Source organism: Methanoculleus sp. UBA413, from assembly GCF_002502935.1.
GTDB classification, from domain to species: Archaea; Halobacteriota; Methanomicrobia; order Methanomicrobiales; family Methanoculleaceae; genus Methanoculleus; species Methanoculleus bourgensis.
Genome location: NZ_DAQR01000017.1, coordinates 671 through 19618 on the forward strand (window position 1 = coordinate 671; position 18948 = coordinate 19618).

The 18948-nt window shown below is 61.5% G+C and carries 27 protein-coding genes; 17 read left to right on the forward strand and 10 right to left on the reverse strand.

Annotated features, from left to right (window positions below):
• Both BP858_RS01500 and BP858_RS01505 read left to right on the forward strand, forming a co-directional pair.
• The coding region (locus BP858_RS01500; protein ID WP_286878658.1) for a UbiA family prenyltransferase at positions 1–633 on the forward strand (633 nt) is incomplete at its 5' end.
• A gap of 275 nt (positions 634–908) precedes the next feature.
• Positions 909–1256: a polymer-forming cytoskeletal protein gene (locus tag BP858_RS01505; RefSeq protein ID WP_286878659.1), complete on the forward strand. Its 348-nt coding sequence runs from the start codon at positions 909–911 to the stop codon at positions 1254–1256.
• Here BP858_RS01505 and BP858_RS01510 read toward each other — a convergent pair.
• The 4 genes from BP858_RS01510 to BP858_RS01525 are packed head-to-tail and all read right to left on the reverse strand — an operon-like array spanning position 1221 to position 4741.
• Positions 1221–1925, reverse strand: a complete 705-nt coding sequence (locus BP858_RS01510; RefSeq protein WP_062262390.1) for a DUF116 domain-containing protein — start codon at positions 1923–1925, stop codon at positions 1221–1223. The genes BP858_RS01505 and BP858_RS01510 overlap by 36 nt on opposite strands.
• A gap of 2 nt (positions 1926–1927) precedes the next feature.
• Complete coding sequence (gene mtnA, locus BP858_RS01515) at positions 1928–2980, reverse strand: S-methyl-5-thioribose-1-phosphate isomerase (RefSeq protein ID WP_062262394.1); 1053 nt, start codon at positions 2978–2980, stop codon at positions 1928–1930.
• Between the two features lie 2 nt (positions 2981–2982).
• Complete coding sequence (locus BP858_RS01520) at positions 2983–4257, reverse strand: CoB--CoM heterodisulfide reductase iron-sulfur subunit A family protein (RefSeq protein WP_286878660.1); 1275 nt, start codon at positions 4255–4257, stop codon at positions 2983–2985.
• A complete protein-coding gene (locus BP858_RS01525) occupies positions 4250–4741 on the reverse strand; it encodes a gamma carbonic anhydrase family protein (RefSeq protein ID WP_286878661.1) in 492 nt (163 codons plus the stop codon). Before BP858_RS01525 ends, BP858_RS01520 begins: the two co-directional genes overlap by 8 nt.
• Positions 4742–5071: 330 nt before the next feature.
• Here BP858_RS01525 and BP858_RS01530 point away from each other — a divergent pair, with 330 nt between their 5' ends.
• On the forward strand, positions 5072–5530 hold the full coding sequence (locus BP858_RS01530; protein ID WP_062262401.1) for a phosphopantetheine adenylyltransferase: 459 nt from the start codon (positions 5072–5074) through the stop codon (positions 5528–5530).
• Here BP858_RS01530 and pyrI read toward each other — a convergent pair.
• Both pyrI and pyrB read right to left on the reverse strand, forming a co-directional pair.
• Positions 5523–5990, reverse strand: a complete 468-nt coding sequence (pyrI, locus tag BP858_RS01535) for an aspartate carbamoyltransferase regulatory subunit (RefSeq protein ID WP_074175178.1) — start codon at positions 5988–5990, stop codon at positions 5523–5525. The genes BP858_RS01530 and pyrI overlap by 8 nt on opposite strands.
• On the reverse strand, positions 5987–6883 hold the full coding sequence (gene pyrB / locus BP858_RS01540) for an aspartate carbamoyltransferase (RefSeq protein ID WP_014866656.1): 897 nt from the start codon (positions 6881–6883) through the stop codon (positions 5987–5989). Before pyrB ends, pyrI begins: the two co-directional genes overlap by 4 nt.
• Positions 6884–7083: 200 nt before the next feature.
• Here pyrB and BP858_RS01545 point away from each other — a divergent pair, with 200 nt between their 5' ends.
• Positions 7084–7269 carry a hypothetical protein gene (locus tag BP858_RS01545; RefSeq protein ID WP_014866657.1) on the forward strand — a complete coding sequence of 62 codons (186 nt, stop codon included), beginning with the start codon at positions 7084–7086 and terminating at the stop codon, positions 7267–7269.
• Between the two features lie 455 nt (positions 7270–7724).
• Entirely contained in the window at positions 7725–8018 is a 294-nt protein-coding gene (locus BP858_RS01550; RefSeq protein WP_074176113.1) for a hypothetical protein, read from the forward strand.
• A gap of 92 nt (positions 8019–8110) precedes the next feature.
• On the opposite strand, the gene BP858_RS01555 is transcribed toward BP858_RS01550, so the two are convergent.
• Genes BP858_RS01555 through BP858_RS01570 form a run of 4 tightly spaced genes read right to left on the reverse strand, consistent with a single transcriptional unit; the run spans position 8111 to position 11010 of the window.
• Positions 8111–8851, reverse strand: a complete 741-nt coding sequence (locus tag BP858_RS01555; RefSeq protein WP_014866659.1) for a methyltransferase domain-containing protein — start codon at positions 8849–8851, stop codon at positions 8111–8113.
• Positions 8848–9189, reverse strand: coding sequence for a nascent polypeptide-associated complex protein (locus BP858_RS01560; protein WP_014866660.1), 342 nt, complete (start codon positions 9187–9189; stop codon positions 8848–8850). Before BP858_RS01560 ends, BP858_RS01555 begins: the two co-directional genes overlap by 4 nt.
• Positions 9171–9668, reverse strand: a complete 498-nt coding sequence (locus BP858_RS01565) for a PUA domain-containing protein (RefSeq protein ID WP_014866661.1) — start codon at positions 9666–9668, stop codon at positions 9171–9173. Before BP858_RS01565 ends, BP858_RS01560 begins: the two co-directional genes overlap by 19 nt.
• Positions 9613–11010, reverse strand: a complete 1398-nt coding sequence (locus tag BP858_RS01570) for a DHHA1 domain-containing protein (protein WP_048105036.1) — start codon at positions 11008–11010, stop codon at positions 9613–9615. The genes BP858_RS01565 and BP858_RS01570 overlap by 56 nt, the downstream gene beginning before the upstream one ends.
• Positions 11011–11187: 177 nt before the next feature.
• Here BP858_RS01570 and BP858_RS01575 point away from each other — a divergent pair, with 177 nt between their 5' ends.
• From BP858_RS01575 to BP858_RS01630, 12 genes are all read left to right on the forward strand, one after another.
• Positions 11188–12585 (forward strand): NAD(P)H-hydrate dehydratase, encoded by a 1398-nt coding sequence (locus BP858_RS01575; protein ID WP_286878665.1) that lies wholly within the window; start codon positions 11188–11190, stop codon positions 12583–12585.
• A 58-nt stretch (positions 12586–12643) separates the two neighbouring features.
• Complete coding sequence (gene moaC, locus BP858_RS01580; RefSeq protein WP_014866664.1) at positions 12644–13138, forward strand: cyclic pyranopterin monophosphate synthase MoaC; 495 nt, start codon at positions 12644–12646, stop codon at positions 13136–13138.
• 420 nt (positions 13139–13558) lie between these two features.
• The gene (locus tag BP858_RS01585; RefSeq protein ID WP_014866665.1) at positions 13559–14149 is read left to right on the forward strand and encodes a 50S ribosomal protein L15e; all 591 of its coding nucleotides are present in this window, start codon (positions 13559–13561) and stop codon (positions 14147–14149) included.
• 30 nt (positions 14150–14179) lie between these two features.
• A complete protein-coding gene (locus BP858_RS01590; RefSeq protein ID WP_024265359.1) occupies positions 14180–14824 on the forward strand; it encodes an RNase P subunit p30 family protein in 645 nt (214 codons plus the stop codon).
• Positions 14821–15303 (forward strand): Rpp14/Pop5 family protein, encoded by a 483-nt coding sequence (locus BP858_RS01595; protein ID WP_014866667.1) that lies wholly within the window; start codon positions 14821–14823, stop codon positions 15301–15303. The genes BP858_RS01590 and BP858_RS01595 overlap by 4 nt, the downstream gene beginning before the upstream one ends.
• Positions 15303–16025: an archaeal proteasome endopeptidase complex subunit alpha gene (gene psmA, locus BP858_RS01600; protein ID WP_214166578.1), complete on the forward strand. Its 723-nt coding sequence runs from the start codon at positions 15303–15305 to the stop codon at positions 16023–16025. Before BP858_RS01595 ends, psmA begins: the two co-directional genes overlap by 1 nt.
• Positions 16026–16037: 12 nt before the next feature.
• The gene (locus BP858_RS01605) at positions 16038–16742 is read left to right on the forward strand and encodes a ribosome assembly factor SBDS (protein WP_062262407.1); all 705 of its coding nucleotides are present in this window, start codon (positions 16038–16040) and stop codon (positions 16740–16742) included.
• Positions 16743–16797: 55 nt separating this feature from the next.
• Positions 16798–17088, forward strand: a complete 291-nt coding sequence (locus tag BP858_RS01610) for a 50S ribosomal protein L37ae (RefSeq protein ID WP_014866670.1) — start codon at positions 16798–16800, stop codon at positions 17086–17088.
• A gap of 6 nt (positions 17089–17094) precedes the next feature.
• A complete protein-coding gene (locus BP858_RS01615; protein WP_014866671.1) occupies positions 17095–17226 on the forward strand; it encodes a DNA-directed RNA polymerase subunit P in 132 nt (43 codons plus the stop codon).
• Positions 17223–17627: a hypothetical protein gene (locus BP858_RS01620; protein WP_062262410.1), complete on the forward strand. Its 405-nt coding sequence runs from the start codon at positions 17223–17225 to the stop codon at positions 17625–17627. Before BP858_RS01615 ends, BP858_RS01620 begins: the two co-directional genes overlap by 4 nt.
• Positions 17624–17884, forward strand: coding sequence for a KEOPS complex subunit Pcc1 (locus BP858_RS01625; RefSeq protein WP_062262414.1), 261 nt, complete (start codon positions 17624–17626; stop codon positions 17882–17884). The genes BP858_RS01620 and BP858_RS01625 overlap by 4 nt, the downstream gene beginning before the upstream one ends.
• A gap of 275 nt (positions 17885–18159) precedes the next feature.
• Complete coding sequence (locus tag BP858_RS01630) at positions 18160–18525, forward strand: prefoldin subunit beta (protein WP_024265361.1); 366 nt, start codon at positions 18160–18162, stop codon at positions 18523–18525.
• The last annotated feature ends 423 nt before the right edge of the window (positions 18526–18948 follow it).

Here is an 18948-nt window from a genome sequence, read left to right on the forward strand (position 1 = left end):
CGGCCCATACCCTCGGGAGAGATCAGCCTCCGGGGGGCGAAGGTGTACACGGTGGCGCTCTTTGCCGGTGGGATTGCGCTCGCCGCCCTGACGACGCCGCTCTGCCTCCTGATCGCTCTCATCAACTCGGTGATCCTGGTCGCCTACGCCGTCTGGCTGAAACGGACCCCGGTCTTCGGCAACATCGCCGTCGCCTACCTGACAGCGAGCATATTCCTCTTCGGCGGTGCGTTTGCCGGCATCGAGGGGCTGATCAGGAATATATCGCTCGCGACGATCACGTTCCTCGCCACCGTTGCACGAGAGGTCCTAAAAGACGCAGAGGACGTGGACGGTGATGCGGCCGGGGGCGCACGCACCCTCCCGATGATCATTGGTATCCAGGGGACCGGGGTGGTGGCGTTCGCCTGCGCTTGCGGCGCCGTGGCGGCAAGCATCCTCCCCATCGGCGACTGGTGGGGCCTCTTCTACCTCATCGCCATCGGGTTTGTGGACGCCGTCATCCTCTTCGGGGCCTCGCGGGGTCTCCGGTGCACCACACCCGATTGCGTCCGGGAATCCGGGGCAACCTCGATCCTGCGGGCCGGGATGTTTGCCGCGCTCGCGGTCTTTGCGATTGCCGCGGTGATGTGAGCCGGGATGACACATGCTCTCAAGGATACCGTGATCTTCTCAAGACCTTCCCTCTCCCTCTTCCCCCGCGGCGAAGAGCCACCACGGTCCACTACCCCGGGGCGATCCCCGAGGGAAGGTTGCTTTCATGCATGCAGCCTCTCGCTGCCTCATGCGGGTTTTACTGATAATTTTATCTGGTTGTGGACCGAGCTGTTATCTGAGAGATCTTCATGAAAATCTATCGGCACGGGGACACATACATAGCACCGAGAGGTTCCTTTTTTGACGGAAACGTGAAGATAGATGGCAATTTCATCACTCCTCCGGATACGCACATCTGGGGCAATATAATCGTTGCCGGCTGCCTCGAACTCGGGCCGTACTCAACGGTCGGCGGTTATGTTAAGGCAGGGAGGATCGTCATCGGCCATGATGCCAGAATAAAAGGGCCGCTCAGCGTCCTGGAGACCGCCACCGTCTGTGATAACGCACATCTTCACTCTATCCAGGCAGGGGGAAACATCACCCTCAGGCCGGGTGTCAGGGTCGGCGATGTCAACAGCGCAGAGACGATCTTCGTCTACGGCAAGGTCGCGAGCGAGCGGTTATTCGGCAGGGCCGTGAAAGTCTACGGGACCTGACGGGAGCTCGATGCCGAGCAGGGCGACATCCCTCACCCCGGTCCAGTCTGCAACCGTCTCCACGCACCCGTCCTTGAAGTTCACCACACCGATGGCGATAAGCCCTATCCGGTCGGCCATATCGATCCCCTCTTTTACCTCCATGAGGCAGCCGACGCCTATGATCGCCTGCGGGTGATACTTCTTGGCCATCCGTTTGATAAACGTCGAGCCCGGGACAATAAAGACACGATACCCGATGCCCTCAAGCCACGCTACATTCTCCCCGACCGAACAGCGGCCGCAGCGCCGGCATTCCAGACCTTCAGGCGTCAGGTGTGCCGGGCACTCCGCTGAACGCAGGCACTGGGGCAGGAAGACCGCCCGCCGCTCCACCGGGGTCTCGGTGAAGGCTTTTGTGTTCATGGTGTTCCGAAGCGTTATGAAGAACGTGATGAGGTCCTTATCGTCCAGTCCGAGGAGTTTGCAGAACGCCTTCACGAGCCCCTCCAGGAGGACCATGCCCGGTATCAGGATCCGGGGAAGGTAGAACTTCCCCCTGGTTATCGAGGCGGTGGCGATGATCGCAAGGGCTATCGCCGCAAGCACCATCCCGAGGATGAAGAAGAACGTAACCTCACCGATAAGGGTCATCAGCCCGACCCAGATCCCGGTCTCAAAGAACGCCATCGTCAGACCTCCTCCCCTTTCCTGATCAGCCTGAACGATTCGGCGTATGGCGGCCGGAGCACCCCGATCTCGGTGATGATCGCATCGACAAGGTCGAGAGGGGTGGCATCGAAGGCGTAGTTGAGCACGGCCACCCCGTCGGGTGCGAGCTGGCGGTCGCCGCAGTACGCAAGTTCGGTCCGGTCCCGCTCCTCGACGGTGATCTCCTTCTCGGTCCGGGCGAGATCAAACGTGGAGACCGGCGCCGCGACGTAGAACGGTATCCCGTGATGGCGGGCGGCGACGGCGTGCATGTAGGTCCCGATCTTGTTGAAGACCGCATCCCTCGTGATACGGTCCGCGCCGACGATGACGAGGTCGATCGCTCCCTTCCGCATCAGGTATGCTGCCGATGAGTCCGGGATGAGGGTCACGTCGATCCCGTCCCGAGCGAGTTCCCAGCAGGTGAGCCGGGACCCCTGGTTCAGTGGCCTGGTCTCGCAGGCGATCACCCGCACGTCCTTTCCGGCAGCAACCGCCGACCTGATCACCCCAAGCGCCGTTCCCCAGCACCGGCAGGCGAGCGCTCCCGCATTGCAGTGGGTGAGCGCGGTGCACCTGGCAGGGAAGAGTTCTTCGCCGAATGTACCGAGCCTCCGGCAGGTCAGTTCGTCCTCCTCGGCGACGGCATTTGCTTCCGCGATCGCGAGCGCCTTCGCTTCCGCAACCGATGCAGCCATCGCCACCTTTCTTACCACACGGTCGATCCCCCATGCAAGGTTCACCGCGGTCGGGCGGGTGCCCCTGAGAAGGTCTGCGGCCCGACCGACCTCCTCTCGGAACCGCCCCAGATCCGGTTCAGCGCTCCTGACGGCCGCGAGCGCCACGCCCATCGCGCCCGCGATGCCGAGCGCAGGCGCCCCCCTGACCTCGAGCCTCCGGATCGCTCGGGCAAGGTCCTCGACGGTGGTGCACCGCACCACTCTGTACTGGCCGGGGAGGAGGGTCTGGTCGATGTAGATGATGCTTCCGGTCTCTTCCTCCCACGCGATGGTGTAGGGCTCCCTCTCTGGCATGCTCATCCCGCCCTGAGCGTGTCCAGGTACGCCCGCATCGCCGCCGCTCCGCCCATAGCGACCGAGTCAGGTATATCCCTCGGCGCGGTGGCCGTCCCTGCAACGTAGATCCCTGGCTTCACCGTGAGCACAGGGCCGACTTTCTGGTCGGCAACACCGAAGAACCCGGTCTCTTCCTGCGGGATACCAAGCATCCTGCCGATATCCTCCGCTCCATGGGCAGGCTCAAGCCCGACCGAGAGCACCACAAGGTCAGGGTGGACCGTCTCCACCTCACAGGTCTCGGTGTTCTCAGCGACCATCACCAGGTGGTTGTTCTCCTCGAGCACCTCCCCCGGGAACCCGCGGATGAACCGGATCCCGAGGCTCTTCGCCCGCTCGTAGTACTCCTCGTAGCCCTTGCCGTATGCCCGGATATCGTTGTAGAAGACAGTGACCTCGATTTCGGGGTTCTTCTCCCGGATGAGCATGGCGTTCTTCATCGCGTACATGCAGCAGACCCCGGAGCAGTAGGGGCGGCCGGCGGCGATGTCCCGGGAGCCGACACACTGGACGAAGGCTATGCTCCGGGGCGGTTTGCCGTTGGAAAGCCGCCTCAGTTCGCCTCCTGTCGGCCCGCTCGCATTGATCATCCGCTCGAACTCGAGGCTCGTGATCACGTCCGGGATGGTGAGGTAGCGGAGTTGTGCCTTACCTCTGGCATCAAACGTCCCGTAACCGGTTGCGACGATGATGCTTGCCGCCTGGATATCGATGACCCGCTCCTCGTCCTCACGGAGGATCGCCTCCCTGCCGCAGACGTCATAGCAGAGACCGCACTCGATGCAGTGCTCCTGGTCCTTGATGACGATGTCGGGGACGGCCTGCGCGTGGGGTTTGTAGATGGCTTTCCGAACACCGATACCGGCGTCAAACCGGTTGTAGACCTCCACCGGGCAGATCCGGGTGCAGTCCCCGCACCCGTTGCACTCGTCCTCGATGATGTAGCGGGGGTGTTTCCTGACCCTGACATGGAAGTTCCCCGCCTCGCCCTCGACCGACTCGACCTCGGAGCATGTGTGGATGGTGACGTTCGGGTTCCGGCCCACTTCCACCATCTTCGGAGAGAGGATACACATGGAGCAGTCGTTGGTCGGGAACGTCTTGTCGAGCTGCGCCATATGTCCGCCGATGGAGGGTTCGCGCTCGATGAGGTGCACGTGGATGTTGTGGCCGGCGAGGTCGAGCGCCGCCTGGATGCCGGCGACCCCGGCCCCGATGACGACGACCTCAGCCATGGCGGTACCTCCCTGCAAGTTTGACGTATTCCCGTGCATTGTGGACGATGCTCTCCTGTTGTTCGGGCGTCGTCTCCCTGACCACTTTCCCGGGCACGCCGAGGACCAGCGAGTGCGGCGGGATCTCTTTTCCTTCGGTCACCACGGCACCGGCGCCGATGATGGACCCTTCCCCCACCACCGCGCCGTTCAGGACGACAGCGCCCATCCCGACGAGTACCCGGTCGCGAACGGTACAGCCGTGCAGGATGGCGCCGTGACCGACAGAGACCTCCGTCCCGATGCTGACCGGGAACCCGACCGTGGTGTGGACGACGGCGTTGTCCTGGACGTTTGAGCCCGCCCCTACCGTGATCATGTCCTTATCGGCCCTGACCACGGCGCCGAACCAGATGCTCACGTCGTCGGCGAGCGTCACGTCTCCGATGACTGTTGCGTTCTCCGCAATAAAGACGCGGTCCCCCACAACTGATCCACTCTCCATAGTACGTCTACTATTGGTTGCAACGATACAAAATGCTCTCCCTCGCCGGTGAGGAAAGGGCGCACGCGCCCGGCGAGGGGAGACGTGAATCCACGTGAAGTGCGACGGGCGGCATGGCGGGAGCCCGGCCCTGGTTAACAAGGAGCCGCGTGCAGAAGTGCGCGGAGCCAGTGTGGGTGTCGGCAGTCCAGTTCGCGCTCTTCATGCACTTCTGCGTGAGGCGACAGAGTTTAGGTGACGGAATGATCCCCGCGAAGGCACGAGAGTGAGGTATCTCCACTCCCGGCACTGATCACTACCCATAAACCCCCCCACGGCAAACGCCTTCTGATGAAAGTGATGGTCGGGGGGACGTTCGATCCCCTGCATGCCGGGCACAAGAAACTCCTCTCCCGCTCCTTTGAACTGGCAGGACCTGATGGTGAGGTGATCATAGGGTTGACGACCGACGAGTTCGCCGGCGCGAAGGTGCACCCTGTCCACCCCTACCAGGAACGGCTGGCAAACGTTACGGCTTTTATCAGGAAACGGGGTTACACAGCAGAGTGGAACGTCGAACCGCTCTCCGACCGCTACGGCAGCGCTCTTGATGCGGACTTCGACATACTCGTCGTCTCAGAGGAGACCTTCCCGGTTGCCGTGGAGATAAACGAACTCCGACGGCAGCGGGGAAGGAGAAAAGTGGACCTCCACGAGATCTCATGCGTCCTCGCCGAAGACGGCCGGCGGATCTCGAGCACCCGGGTCTACCGGGGGGAGATCGACCGGTACGGGCGCCTGATCAGATAATGTAGTTTGCGATATCGTCCTTGATCAACCAGTCACAGTAGAGGCAGTGTAGCCCTTTCTCAAGCACCTCAAACGTGCTCTCCACCGGCTCGTTTGTGTTTGTGATGCAACCGGGATTTGGGCACCTGACCACGCCTTTGAGGACCTTCGGGATCTTCACGCCCTTCTTCTCCACCACCTGGTACTCCCGGATGATGTTGATCTTTGCATGCGGTGCGATCAGGGCGATCCGGTCTACCTCCTCTTTCCGGAGTTCCCGCCTCTCTATCTTGACGATATCCTTCTTCCCGAGCCGCTTGCTCCCGACGTTCGTTGCGATGCTCAGGCATTCCCGGGTCGACCCTGTGATGCCGAGGATCTTTAAGACGTTCAACGCCTCGCCTGCCGTGATATGGTCGATCACGGTGCCGTTCCTGATAGGGCTGACGAGCAGCCCCCGTGACGGATCGGTCCTGCTCATCCCATCACCTCACTGAGGAGCGCCATCCTGACAGGCACCCCGTTCCTTGCCTGCTCAAAGTAGCGCGCATACGGCGTGCGGTCCACCGCCGGGTCGATCTCCCCGGCGCGCGGGAGCGGATGGAGGATCATCAGGTGCTCCTTGACGCCGGCAAGAAGGTCGGGCGTGATCCGGTAACTGGACGCGACGTTGTAGTACGACGCCGAGTCAGGGAACCGCTCGCGCTGGATCCTCGTGACATAGAGGACGTCGAGATCCCGGACAACCTCCTGCACGTCCTCATGCTCGACCACCTCCATGCCGCGCTCCCTGAGTTCGAGGGTGATGTTCGCCGGCATCTCGAGCCCCCCCGGCGCGATCGTGTGCAACGTGACGCCATAGAGCGAGAGGGCGAGTGCCAGCGAGTGCGCGGTCCTCCCGTAGCGCAGGTCCCCGAGCAGCCCGACATTGATCCCATCAACCGGCATCGACTGCCTGATCGTGTAGAGGTCGAGCAGCGTCTGGCTCGGGTGCTGCCCCGCGCCGTCGCCAGCGTTGATGACCGGCACCGTGGCGAACTCACTTGCCAGCCGTGCCGCCCCTTCCTTTGGGTGGCGGAGCACGATGGCGTCCGCGTAGCCGCTCAGCACCCTGATGGTGTCGGCCAGTGTCTCTCCCTTGACGATAGAACTTGCCTCGACCGAATCGACGCTGATCCACCTTCCGCCGAGCCGCGCCATGGCCGTCGCAAACGACATCCGTGTGCGGGTGCTGGGCTCAAAGAAGAGAAGAGCCGCAAGTTTATCCTCAAGCATCCGGGGCTGGTAGCTCCCGGTATCAAACTCCTGCGCCCGATCGAGCAGGTAATCAAGATCGCTGCGCTCAAAATCACGGATAGAAATAATGTGGTACATTGTGTGGCTACCTTCCGGAGATCCGGCCCTGGTCAGGCGTGCGGGCGCCCGAATCTCCCCGCCTCCCCGCCGTGACACGGACAGACCCCCTCTTCTCTCCTGAATACTGGTTCATCCCGCATCCACTAATACTTTTTTTCTGATCCATACAGCAACCTTTGTCAGGTCTGCCTCCTCATACTATCCGGGAGGAGATCTTCGTGTCAGAAGAGAAGGAAGGGTATGCCCCTGAGGTCTGCCATCACTGCGGGGGGCTTGGGTGCCTGTATTGCAACAAATTGGGGACTGTGATGGTGCTGCAGCCGTCGCAGAAATGCAAGCACTGCAACGGTGACTGTTGCATCTACTGCGGCTACACCGGGTGGGAGCACCCCCTGCGAGAGTAAATCCCTTTATCTTTCGGAGCCCGTTGGCGGCATGACCGGGAAGACCTCCCCTGCGCACGCTGGGGGATGGGAGCGACGTCCCTCGTCGGGATCACTTCCACCCCGCGCACGGCCTCCCTTCATGCCGGCGGAGGTCTACCGCGATAGTATCGCAGCGTGCGATACTACCGGCTGTACCCAACCGTGGATCAGACGCCTGATCGCCAGGCATATCGGGTGTTGCTGTTTTGTCTATTGGGGGACTTGACCTCAAGAATCGGGCGTACCGGGACGAGGGTACGACCTCATCAACAAACTCCCTTCTCTGAAAGAGGAGTCTCCCTGGTTGCGGGAGGGCGAGCGTTCCAGCCGCTCGTGCGTTCACGAACCACTTCAGGGGTCTTGCCGAAGAACGAACCTCATTGTGTGCAATGGTATTATAAAGGATGATATTGCTCTGGGCTGCGGTGAGAACCATGATGTTTTTGGTCACCCTCGTACATCCGCCGGAACTTTGTCTTGCAAGGAAGGAATTTACTCCTGAAACCAAACTCTGGATTGATGGAATGGATGATTCAGCGAAGAAACTCGGTATAAAGGTTCATGGAGCATATTCCTGTCCAACTGAGCATGCCCTCTATTTTGTACTCGAATCAGACGATTACCCGTCTATTACCGCATTCTTCTCAGGCATAATGCTTACCAATAATAATGGGCGAATATCCCCCGTAAATCCCCTCAAAGTATCCGCTGAAATTCTTATCAAGTGAAGCCGGTTCTCCAGGTTGGAGAAAGAACAAATTTTATTTTTCCTGCTTTCACCCTGTCCGCGCCATGTCCTAATCGCATCGTGCCCCCGACTTCAGTCGGGGGTAGTTGACTTTCGTGCAATCGTGATGTAGCCGCTGTGGGCGACCCGGGTCGATGGACGGGTCCCCCTGCTTGAGCGCGTCAGTTCCCGTTCCATGCACTCGTAGCAGTGGACGTCGCGGAAGAGCGGTCCCGCGGTATCGAGCGTGACGAACGTGTGCTCGAGGAACGGGGTGTAGCATGCCAGGTAGCCGCCGGGCCGGAGGAGCGAGTAGGCGTGCTCCACGTGTGCCGGTGTTATTGTCAGGTCCAGGTGAACGACGTCGAACTCACCGGTCGCCTCCAGCATATCAGCCGCGATCACCTCGACGTTATCGAGGCGGGCGTCCCTGATGTTCCGGGCAGCGAGCCGGGCAAACTCCGGGCGCACCTCGTAGGTCTTCACCTCGCGGGCGATGTTCCCGAAGTAGATCGCGGCAACACCGCTCCCGGTCCCGGCATCGAGGACAACGTCGCTACGGTTCATTCCCGTGTAGGCGATCACGATCCCGATATCCTTTGGGAGCATCGGGGCTCCGCTCCGCTTCGCGTGAACAAAGAAGTCGGTCGGCCGGGGACGGAGCACGACGAACGGGACGTCGAGATGGGTCCTGATCTCGTCTCCCGGGCTCATACCTGCAAGTGCGCCGAGGTCGATCATCCCCCGGTCGGTAGAGAACTGGCCTTCGCCCGCCTTCACGAAGTACTCGCGTTTCTTACCGACGAGCAGGACTTCTTCGCCGTCCTCGATCATTGCTCTGCGAGCTTCAGGATCGCTTCGGCGATATCGCCACGGGTCTCGATGAGCGTCTGCCGCGCGACCTCTTCGGTCGCGCCGGTCTGGGACGAGACAAGGGCGACGTCCTCGTCCGGGATCTCCGGGACCGCCTCTTCAAACCGCCCCTCTCCGGTGATCTGGTAGGAGGTGACTCCCTGCATGGTTGTCGCGACGACCTGGGCCTCGTCGAAGATGTAATTGCCGGCTGAGGTGTAGATCACCACCTTCTCCACGCCCTCGATCTCCTCCATCTCCATGCCCATCTGTTTCATCATCTGTTTCATCTTTCTTGGGTTTATCTTTCCTGGAAACATTCCGTTCCCCTCCCTTGTCGTACTTTTACCGCTACACCGTAATTAAATGCCAGCATCTCCGGGCCTGAGAGCAGGGCTGCACCTGTGGCGAGGAGCAGGTCGTCGCCGGTCACCACCAGCACTTCGTCTCCTGCGCGGATGCCGGCATCGGCGGCGATGACGTGCTTTGCCATAGCGTTCTTCCCGTCCGCGATGAACGGGGCCACATCCTCCTGCACCGCCACCCGGTACGCCGGGGGAGCGAGCCTGGTCGAGAGACGCGCCGCCCCGGTGATCCCGAGGGTCAGGCGGCCGTCCTGTGCCCTGACGGTGGCAAGCCTCTCCTTTCCGAGCCGCACCTGGCGGATGCGCCCCGTTGAGGAGAGCTGGAAGGTACATTCGTCGGGAAAGAGAGCCTCTCCCGACCCGGCGCCGAACTGGAAGTCAGCTATCGTCCTGACCCGCCGGAGCAGACTGTCTTTTGAGTATCCGGTTGACACTATCAACAAACTCCTCTTCTGTATTCCGGGGGATAAACGCCCCGGCCGCGATCCGGTGCCCGCCGCCTGCACCGCCCACCCCTGCCGACGCCTCGACGAGCGCCTCCTGGAGGTCGACGCCCCGCGCGAGCGCCCACTGGTTGGTCCGCATCGAGACCTTGGTGACCTCCGGTTCGTCCACCATCGCGGCGAGCACCATGATCGGTTTCCTCCAGTCCAGTTTGGAGAGCGCCATACCGGCGCCGATCCCGACGATGGTATCCGGGAACCGGTCGCCGGTGTGGATGTACTGCAGGTGGGAGAGTTCGGTCACCCCGGTATCGAGAATGTACTGGAGCAGGTCGCGGATGACCGAGCGGTGGTGGGCGAGCATGTACTCGGCCTCGCGGTAAGCGTCCCCGCGCTCCCCGCGGCAGATGCTGCCTCCGACCTTTGGCTTTGCCCATCGGCCGCAGGCGTTGAGCAGGGTGGCGTATTCGGAGGCGTTCCTGAGCGGTGTGCGTTCCGTCTCGTCGGGGAAGATGTAGGTCTCGCCGAGGAGGCGGTCGATCTCCCTCCCGTGAGCAATGAGCTGCTGGGCAAGGGCGCTGACGATCTTGCGCCGGTCATCGAACGTGAGTTCCTCCCAGACGAGCCAGCCGCCCTGCGGGTTCTTTAACTCAACACCGAGCCTCTCAAGAAACTGGAGCGCCGCGTTTGTGCTGTTTGAGATCCCGTCGATGTAGGGGTCGTCACAGTAGCCGAGGCAGACGTGGACAGGGCGGGTGGATATCCCGTAGCAGTTTAAGTCCCGTTCCCGGACGATGATGTTGCCGTACTCCACGCCGTCCTGGACGATCTCCCGCGCCGGGCCGACCAGCCCGCAGTTCTCCCGGGCCATCATATCGCCGACGTTTCCGACCACTGCGAGTTTGGCGAGGTCGGTGCTGGTGGGATCGATCGTCTTTGCGACCAGGTATGCAACGCCGGCCGCACTCATCCGGGTAACGCCGTAGTCCAGGCAGTTGACCTGAGGGTAGGCCGTGCCGCAGGGCTGGCTGACGTGGTGGTCGAGTATCAGGACCTCGTCAGCGGAGAGACCGTGCTCCTCGAGGAGATTCTGCTGGCCTGCCCCAAGGTCGGTGAAGAGTTTTAAGGAGTCGTCCTTCGGGATGTGGCGCATCGCCATCGGCTCGAGCTGGCGGACAAAGACTGAACTGACCGGTATGCCCTCACGGCTGAGCGCCTGCGCAAGAATCGACTCGGTGCTGATTCCGTCGGCGTCGATGTGGGAGACGATCGTCACCCGGTCCGCTTCGCAGATCGTATCAGCCGCTCTCCGCAGATCGCGCTTTAGGCCCATCTCCATAGTAGTGCGTCGCGGGTGTCAATAAATCATTGCGGAGGGGAAGGACGCGCGTTGTGGGGTGAGGCATACGGGTAGGCCTGCCCCGACATACCGGACCGCGCCATTCAAAAGATATCTATGAAGAGAGCGCATAGCACCAATCAGACAATGTTCCGGAAGGGCGGTATACCGATGGAAGGGATGCGGGAGTTCCTTGAGACCGGCGTGATCAGCGTCGGCCGAATGCGGGCAGTCGAAGAGAACGCTGCTCTGCTGGGGCTCTCGTCGCTCCGGATGATGGAGAGCGCCGGGCGAGCGCTCGCGGATACTATCCAGAGCTACAACCCCTCCCGCGTCCTCATCCTCTGCGGGAAGGGAAACAACGGCGGCGACGGAATGGTGGCAGCCCGCTACCTCCAGCATCTCGACGCGGTCGACGTCGTCTGCCCTGACTCTGGTCAGATGACCCCGGAGGCTGCCGTCCAGGCATCGCTTCTCCGGCACTGTTCGGTCGCCCTCCACCCGGTCAGGTGCACCGCAGACGTCGAACCCCTCCTCCGCGTCTTCGATGAGGCCGATCTCATCGTTGACGCGATGCTCGGGACCGGGGCCTCGGGCGCGGTGCGGGAGCCGCTTGCAACCCTCGTCGCCCTGGCGAACAAAAGCCCCGTGCCGGTCGTCGCTGTCGACATACCTACCCCCGGTATCAGGGCCGCGCGTATCGTATCGTTCCACCGACCCAAGGTGGAGGGCGCGGACGTCGTGGATATCGGCATCCCGCTCGAGGCTGAGGTCTGCACCGGTCCCGGCGATCTTGCGCTCCTCCCGGCAAGGGCGCCCGGGGCCCACAAGGGCGCCGGCGGCGAGGTCCTGGTGGTCGGGGGAGGGCCCTACCAGGGGGCGCCCTACATCGCGGCCATGGGAGCGCTCCGCGCCGGTGCCGATATCGTGCGGATCGCCTCCCCCGCGTACATCCCCATGCCTGACCTGATCTACGAGCGCCTGGAGGGAGACGTGATCACAAACGACCACCTGGAGACGATCCTCGGGCTCGTCGGGCGGGCTGACGTCGTTGTCTGTGGCATGGGGCTTGGGAGAGCGAGCCACGATGTCGTGCTTGCCGTCGCTGAGGCGGCAGAAAAAGCGGTCTTTGACGCCGACGCGCTCGCCCGTCCCCTGCCGGCGGCAAAGGAGACGATCTACACCCCGCACGCGGGCGAGTTCGCCCGGATGACCGGGGCGGAACCGCCGGTGGACCTTGTCCCGCGCGCCAGGAGCGTCAAGGCCGCCGCAACGGCGGGGACCATCCTCCTCAAAGGCCCGGTCGACGTCGTCTCCGACGGGAAGCGGGTCAGGTTCAACCGGACCGGAACCCCCGCCATGACCACCGGGGGGACAGGCGATCTCCTCGCCGGTATGGCCGGGGCGCTCTTCTGCCACCTGCCGGCATTCGAGGCCGCCTGTATCGCCGCATACGCAAACGGCAGGGCCGGTATGCGGGCCGCGGAGGAGCGGGGGTGCGGTATGCTCGCTACAGATATGCTGGACTTCATCCCACGCGAACTCTTCGGCCGTGGAACACCCGGGTAGTCGGCCCGAATACGTCCTCTTTTATCCCCCAAGAGACAGAAGATCTCCTGCGATATACATGAACGAGTCCGGCAAACAGGGCGAGGGCCCGGTCTTCACCCACATCGAGAACGACCGCGCGCAGATGGTGGACATCTCAGCCAAGACCGAGGTCCCCCGGGAAGCGGTTGCGAGCGGCAGAATCTACCTCCGGGGCGAGACGCTCCGGGCCATCAGGGAAGGAACCACGGTCAAAGGCAACGTGCTCGCGACCGCACGGGTGGCGGCCACCCTCGCGGTGAAAGACACGCCGCGCATCATCCCCATGTGCCACCCCATACCGCTTGGAGGCATCACCATCGATTTCGAGGAAGGGGACGGCTACATCGAGGCGACCGCCCGTGTAAAGTCATACGGGAGGACGGGTGTCGAGATGGAAGCGCTCACCGGCGTCTCTGTCGCTCTCCTCACCGTCTGGGATATGGTCAAGTCGGCGGAGAAGGACGAGAACGGTCAGTACCCGGTCACCAGGATCGATGCCGTCCACGTCGTGGAGAAGCGGAAAGGGGTCTAGTGCCAAGTCAACGACGAATTGTCGCAATAGTGCATCGTGTCACGTTATTTTGAAGATTTCGATGCGTGAAATGCAACGACGATGACCTCACGCGAAGTCGCGAAGAGCGCGAAGTTCGGTTGCTGGACGGTAGTAGTCCCCTTCGCGGTCTTCGCGGCTTCGCGTGAGACTCGATCACCCCCTGTGCTGAACACTCACGCGGGAGGTCGCGGAGGCGGCATTGGATTTTTGGTTTTGGATGGCAAAGAGCAGTGGCACGCCTCTATCCGACGTTTGATTGTTGACTCGGCACTAGCCCCTCCTGCAGGCAGACTGACTGGAAGGAATCCTTTATTTGTTCTCTCGTCAACCTGTTAAGAATCACGGGATACGTCCCTGAAAGGAATGTGGCGGAAACGCTGAACCTGAGGTGATTTAAGAATGGCAAAATCGATGTATGCCTACGTTCGTGAGGCATGGAAACGGCCCGACCAGTCCGAGGTGAAAGGTCTCCTCTGGGAGCGCCTCCAGGTGTGGCGGCGCGAGGGAAGTGTCGTGCGCATTGAGCGCCCCACCCGGATTGACCGGGCCCGGTCGCTCGGATACAAGGCCAAACAGGGAATCGTTGTTGCACGTGTCAGGGTCCGTCGCGGCGGCCGGAGGAAGCCCAGGTACTTCCGCGGGCGCAGGACCGCACGCATGGGCATGCGCCGGACGACCCCGGCAAAGAGCCTGCAGCGCATTGCCGAAGAGCGGGCGTCCCGCAAGTTCCCGAACATGGAGGCCCTGAACTCCTACTGGGTCGGTGAAGACGGACGCTATAGGTGGTTTGAGGTTATCCTGGTCGACGGTCATCACCCCTCGATCCGGAGCGACCGCAACCTCGCGTGGCTGGCCGACTCCGCCCACCGGGGCCGGGCAGAGCGCGGCAAGACCTCTGCCGGCATGAAGGGGCGCGGCATGCGGACGCGCGGACGCGGAACCGAGAAGACCCGCCCGAGCATCCGTTCCCATGCAAACCGCGGCAAATAAACACCCCTTTTTTACACACGGTCTATCACGATGAAGATCACCGACGCCAGTGTATGCCCCTATCCCGCCGGCGACTCGACGCTGGCACGGATGGCGCTCGAGGCGGTAGAACTCGGATTCGATAGTCTTGTCGCCCTCGGAGAGGAGGATTCGCAATCCCGCGGGCTTGAGGTTCTCCGGGGCGTCGTGATCAGTGCCGCGTCCCAGAAGGAGGTCATCAGGCAGGTGCGCAAGCCCACGGTCCGGGCTGCCGATGTGGTCTTCGTCAACGCTGGCGACATCTCCTTCAACCGGGCCGTCGTCTCGGTGAAGGAGGTGCACGTCGTCAGGAACATCCATGCCACCCGGAGGAACGCCTTTGATCATGTCGCTGCACGGTCGGCAGCGGACCACGGTACGGCAGTGGACATCTCGCTTGCCCCCATCATCCAGTACCGCGGGAGAAGGCGCCAGAGAGCGCTACAGCGGTACGCGGATATCCTGACACTGCAGCGGCGTTACGGTTTCCCGTTGACGATATCGTCGGGCGCACGCTCGATCCTTGAACAGCGATCGGTTCGTGAGACCCGGGGCCTCTGCGCGCTCTTCGGCATGACGGGGGCAGAAGTGAGTGAGGCCCTCTCGTCCATAGGGCGGCTCGTCGAACCTGCCCGACCGGTGAGGGTGGTCGGATGAAACCAAGACCGCCGGCGATGCGGGAGAAGCGGCGCTACATCCTGGTGCGGATCCTCCCCTATGGGGTGACTCCCGACCAGAAAGATGTGTACCTCTCGGTCATCGAGGCCGCGACTTCCCTCTGGGGCGATGTAGCCGTCGGTCTTGCGCAACCCGCCGTGGTCTTCTGCGGCGAGGGGTATGCCGTGGTCAGGTGCCGGCGGGGGACGGAGAAGGATATCGCCACCGCCCTTGCAACGGTCACCGCGATAGCGGGTGAGCGGGTCGCACTCAGGACGGTTGCCACATCCGGGACCATCCGTGCACTGCGGCGCCGGATACGACCGATCCGGCCTCTCCCGGAGACCGGGGAAGTGACGATCGGGGGAGACTATTTTGTGGTGTACCGCTATCCCCGTCAAAAGGTTGATTTGGTTGAAAAAGGTATTATGCATCAGAAGTCATTGTTTTTCACTGAAACCGATTTGGAGGAACGATAATGCAACCACAATATCAGATGGGTTATGACCGGGCGATCACCGTATTCAGCCCGGACGGTAGGCTCTACCAGGTTGAGTATGCCAGAGAAGCGGTAAAACGGGGCACAACGGCCGTCGGCCTCAAGTGCAGCGAAGGCGTCGTGCTGATTGTCGATAAACGCGTGACATCCCGGCTCCTCGAACCGGTATCAATCGAGAAGATCTTCAAGATCGATATGCATATCGGCGTGGCATCCTCCGGCCTCGTCGGGGATGCGCGGGCTCTCGTGGACAGGGCGCGGGTCGAGTCGCAGATCAACCGGGTCTCCTACAATGAACCGATCAACGTCGAGATCCTGGCCAAGAAACTCTGTGACCATATGCAGACCTACACCCAGTTCGGCGGTGCACGCCCGTACGGGACCGCTCTCCTGATCGCAGGGGTCAGCGACGGGGAGGCCCGTCTGTTTGAGACCGATCCGAGCGGGACGCTGCTTGAGTACAAGGCGACCGGGATCGGCACAGGCCGGCCTGCCGTCATGAAGGTCTTCGAGGAAGAGTACCAGGAGGAGGCAGACTTCGCCGGCGCCATCAAACTCGGTATCAAGGCTCTCCACGCCGCCACGGAAGGCAAGTTGGACGTGAGCGCCATCGAGATCGGTGTTGTTTCCATCAAGGACGGAGAGTTTCGGAAACTGGAGAAGGACGAAGTGAAGGTCTACATTGACCAGTACGAAGAGTGAGTGTTATCAGTCATGATACCCCTGGATCAGGCAGTTGTAGCGCGGCTTGAGAGTCACGGAGAACGGTTCGAGGTGCTTGTCGACCCTGACCTGGCTATGCGGATCCGGCAGGGGGAGGAGATCGACCTGGAGGAGGTAGTTGCAGCCGATTTCGTCTTCTCAAACGCCGCACATGGTGAGCGGGCCCCTGACGAGGCCCTCATGAAGGTCTTTAAGACGACCGAGTTTGAACCGGCCGCGCTCCGGATCATCAAACGAGGTGAGATCCAGCTCACCGCCGACCAGCGTCGCCAGCGTATTGCAGAGAGACGGAACCAGGTCATCACGTTCATATCAAGGAACGCCATCAACCCCCAGTCCGGTTTCCCTCACCCCCCGCAACGGATCGAGCTTGCCATGGAAGAGGCGAGGGTGAATATCGATCCCTTCAAGTCTGTTGAGGAGCAGGTCAAAGAGACGGTCAAGGCACTGCGCCCTCTTCTCCCTATCCGTTTCGAGGAGATCCGCATCGCCGTGAGGATCCCGGCCGACTACGCTCCCCGGGCGTACGGGGAGCTCCAGGCGGCGGTGACGATCGAGCAGAACGAGTGGCAGAAGGATGGTTCCTGGATTGCCGTCGTCAGGATTCCGGCAGGCATTCAGGAAGAGTTCTATGACCTGGTGAACAAGATATCCCGGGGAAACGCGGAGACCAGGATTCTCGAACGCAAGTCGTGAGTAACTATAATAAGCGATAGCACAAAAATTAGAGGACAGACAAGAGGTACGCGAAATGGCAAGTCGCAAACAGAGTGCCAAGGGCAGGGTAGTTGGAAGTGCCGGGCGTTTCGGCCCGAGATATGGCCGGTTTATCCGGAAGAGGGTGAACCAGATCGAGAAGATTTCCCGTGCGCGTCATGCCTGCCCCCGCTGTGATCAGGCATCGGTCCGGCGTGAGGGGACTGGAATCTGGGTGTGCCGCAAGTGCGGGTTTAAGTTTGCGGGTGGCACCTACGTCCCGGAGACTCCGGCGATGCGCATTGCTTCAAGGAGCATCGAGCGCTCGCTGCAGAAGGAGGGCTAACCGGTCGTGGCTGCCTACAAGTGTGCCCGTTGTAAACAGAAAGTGGAGATCGATATCAACATACGCTGTCCCTACTGTGGACACCGTATCCTCTTCAAGGAACGTGGAGCCGGAATAAAAGACCTGAAGGCTCGATGACGGTCGTCACGACGTCGCGTAAACCGCTCCCTGAGGTGCGGTCCCTGGCGCGCGACCTGGCGTTCGCGATCGGCGGGGGGTATGTCACCCGTGGTAAGGCAGGCATGGGTGAACTCCTCTCCCTTGACCGGTCGGTTGTGATCGTCTCCAGGTCAGGTTCCTATTTTTGCATTCAGGTCTTTTCTGGTGATAAACCTCCGGTGGACATCACCGTCAGGTCGTTCGTCGTCGAAGAGCGGGCGGGAGCGATCTCCCGCGGGCTTTTCACGTCGGACAGTTCGGTCTACGAGGCTCTCAAAGGCCGTATCGATGCCGTGTTTGCCGGTGAAGACCTCCCCGGACACCGGATCGTCTTTGACGGGACGCAACGGAAGCGCTACACCCTGGAGGTGGCCCCCTGACCCATACCGCGGCGTTCCGGTTCATTGCCGACGACGCCCGAGCCCTCTACCTCTCCGTCTGCCAGGAGATGGACGATATTGGAGAGAGGTCGTCGGTCCGCGTAAGGCTTGCGGGCGACGATACGCTCGTCCTCGAGGTGACTGCTACCGATATACCGGCTCTCCGGGCGGCCCTCAACACCTGGCTCCGGCTGATCAACATAGCGGTTGAGGTGCGGGAGATAGCCGCACCTCCAGTGCTCCAGAACAGCGATTAATACCGCGCACTCATGCGGAAGTGCGCGAAGGGTGGTGGATGGGCGTTGCAGTTTTCGTCGCGCACTTCCGCATGAGGCAACAGGTGTGGGTGAACTATCAGATGCACTTGGTCCGCCGCGCTGATCCCGATAGATCGGGTCCGGACGTGACCGGGCTCTTTATGAGTTTGCCGCCCCAACCATGTAGAGAAAGGGCTGGGAGCCTTCGCGTCTCCTGGTCCGCCACCCAAAATATTGTTACAGGGGCCAGTCCCATTTCAGGAGGGTTAATGAATATGGAAAATATCCCACCAAGAGTACAGAACCAGCTGGCGATGCTCCAGCAGATGCAGCAACAGCTGCAGACCGTGGTCTCACAGAAAGCACAGTACGAGCTCTCGATCCGCGAAGCCAGGCGGGCTGTCGAGGACCTGGGCGACGTCGCTGAGGATGCAGCGGTCTTCATGAACGTCGGCAGCGTCATGATGCAGAAGAGCAAAGAGCAGGTGCTTACATCCTTGAACGAACGCATCGAGACGCTCGAACTCCGGGTTAAGTCGCTCGAGAAACAGGAGAAGGCCCTGCAGGGCAGGTTCGAGCAGTTGTCCACCCAGATCAGGGGTGCACTGGAAGGAAAGCAGCAGCCTCCCGGCACCACCTGAACCGCATAAACTTCTTTCTCCGGGTTTGAGGATACGGGGGAGCGGAGCGGTTGGTAGTGCCTATGGATACACTTGGTGATCTATTTTAGGGAGCCTGATCGAATTTAATTGCGCAATAAAACGCACCTGAAACCCGTATAAGGCATAGCGAGAGGCCACATCAAAACAGCCTTTCTCGCGGCTCGCCGACGTAGTGGTGGAGATAATCGCCACGGGGAAGAGAGTCCCATACGCGCTAACGTTCGGTATGGAATTCGTGAGGATACCGCTTAATCCGGTCAAAGAGGGGAGGCGGGGTACTATTGGAGCATTTCACCTTAATTTTCCATGCAGACATCCCCAGTTTGGCGACAAGGAGGCTCCCCTGCTCTGGTGCATCGTGCCCCGGGTCCGGCTTCTGCGGGGAGGGGGCTTGCCCCCTCC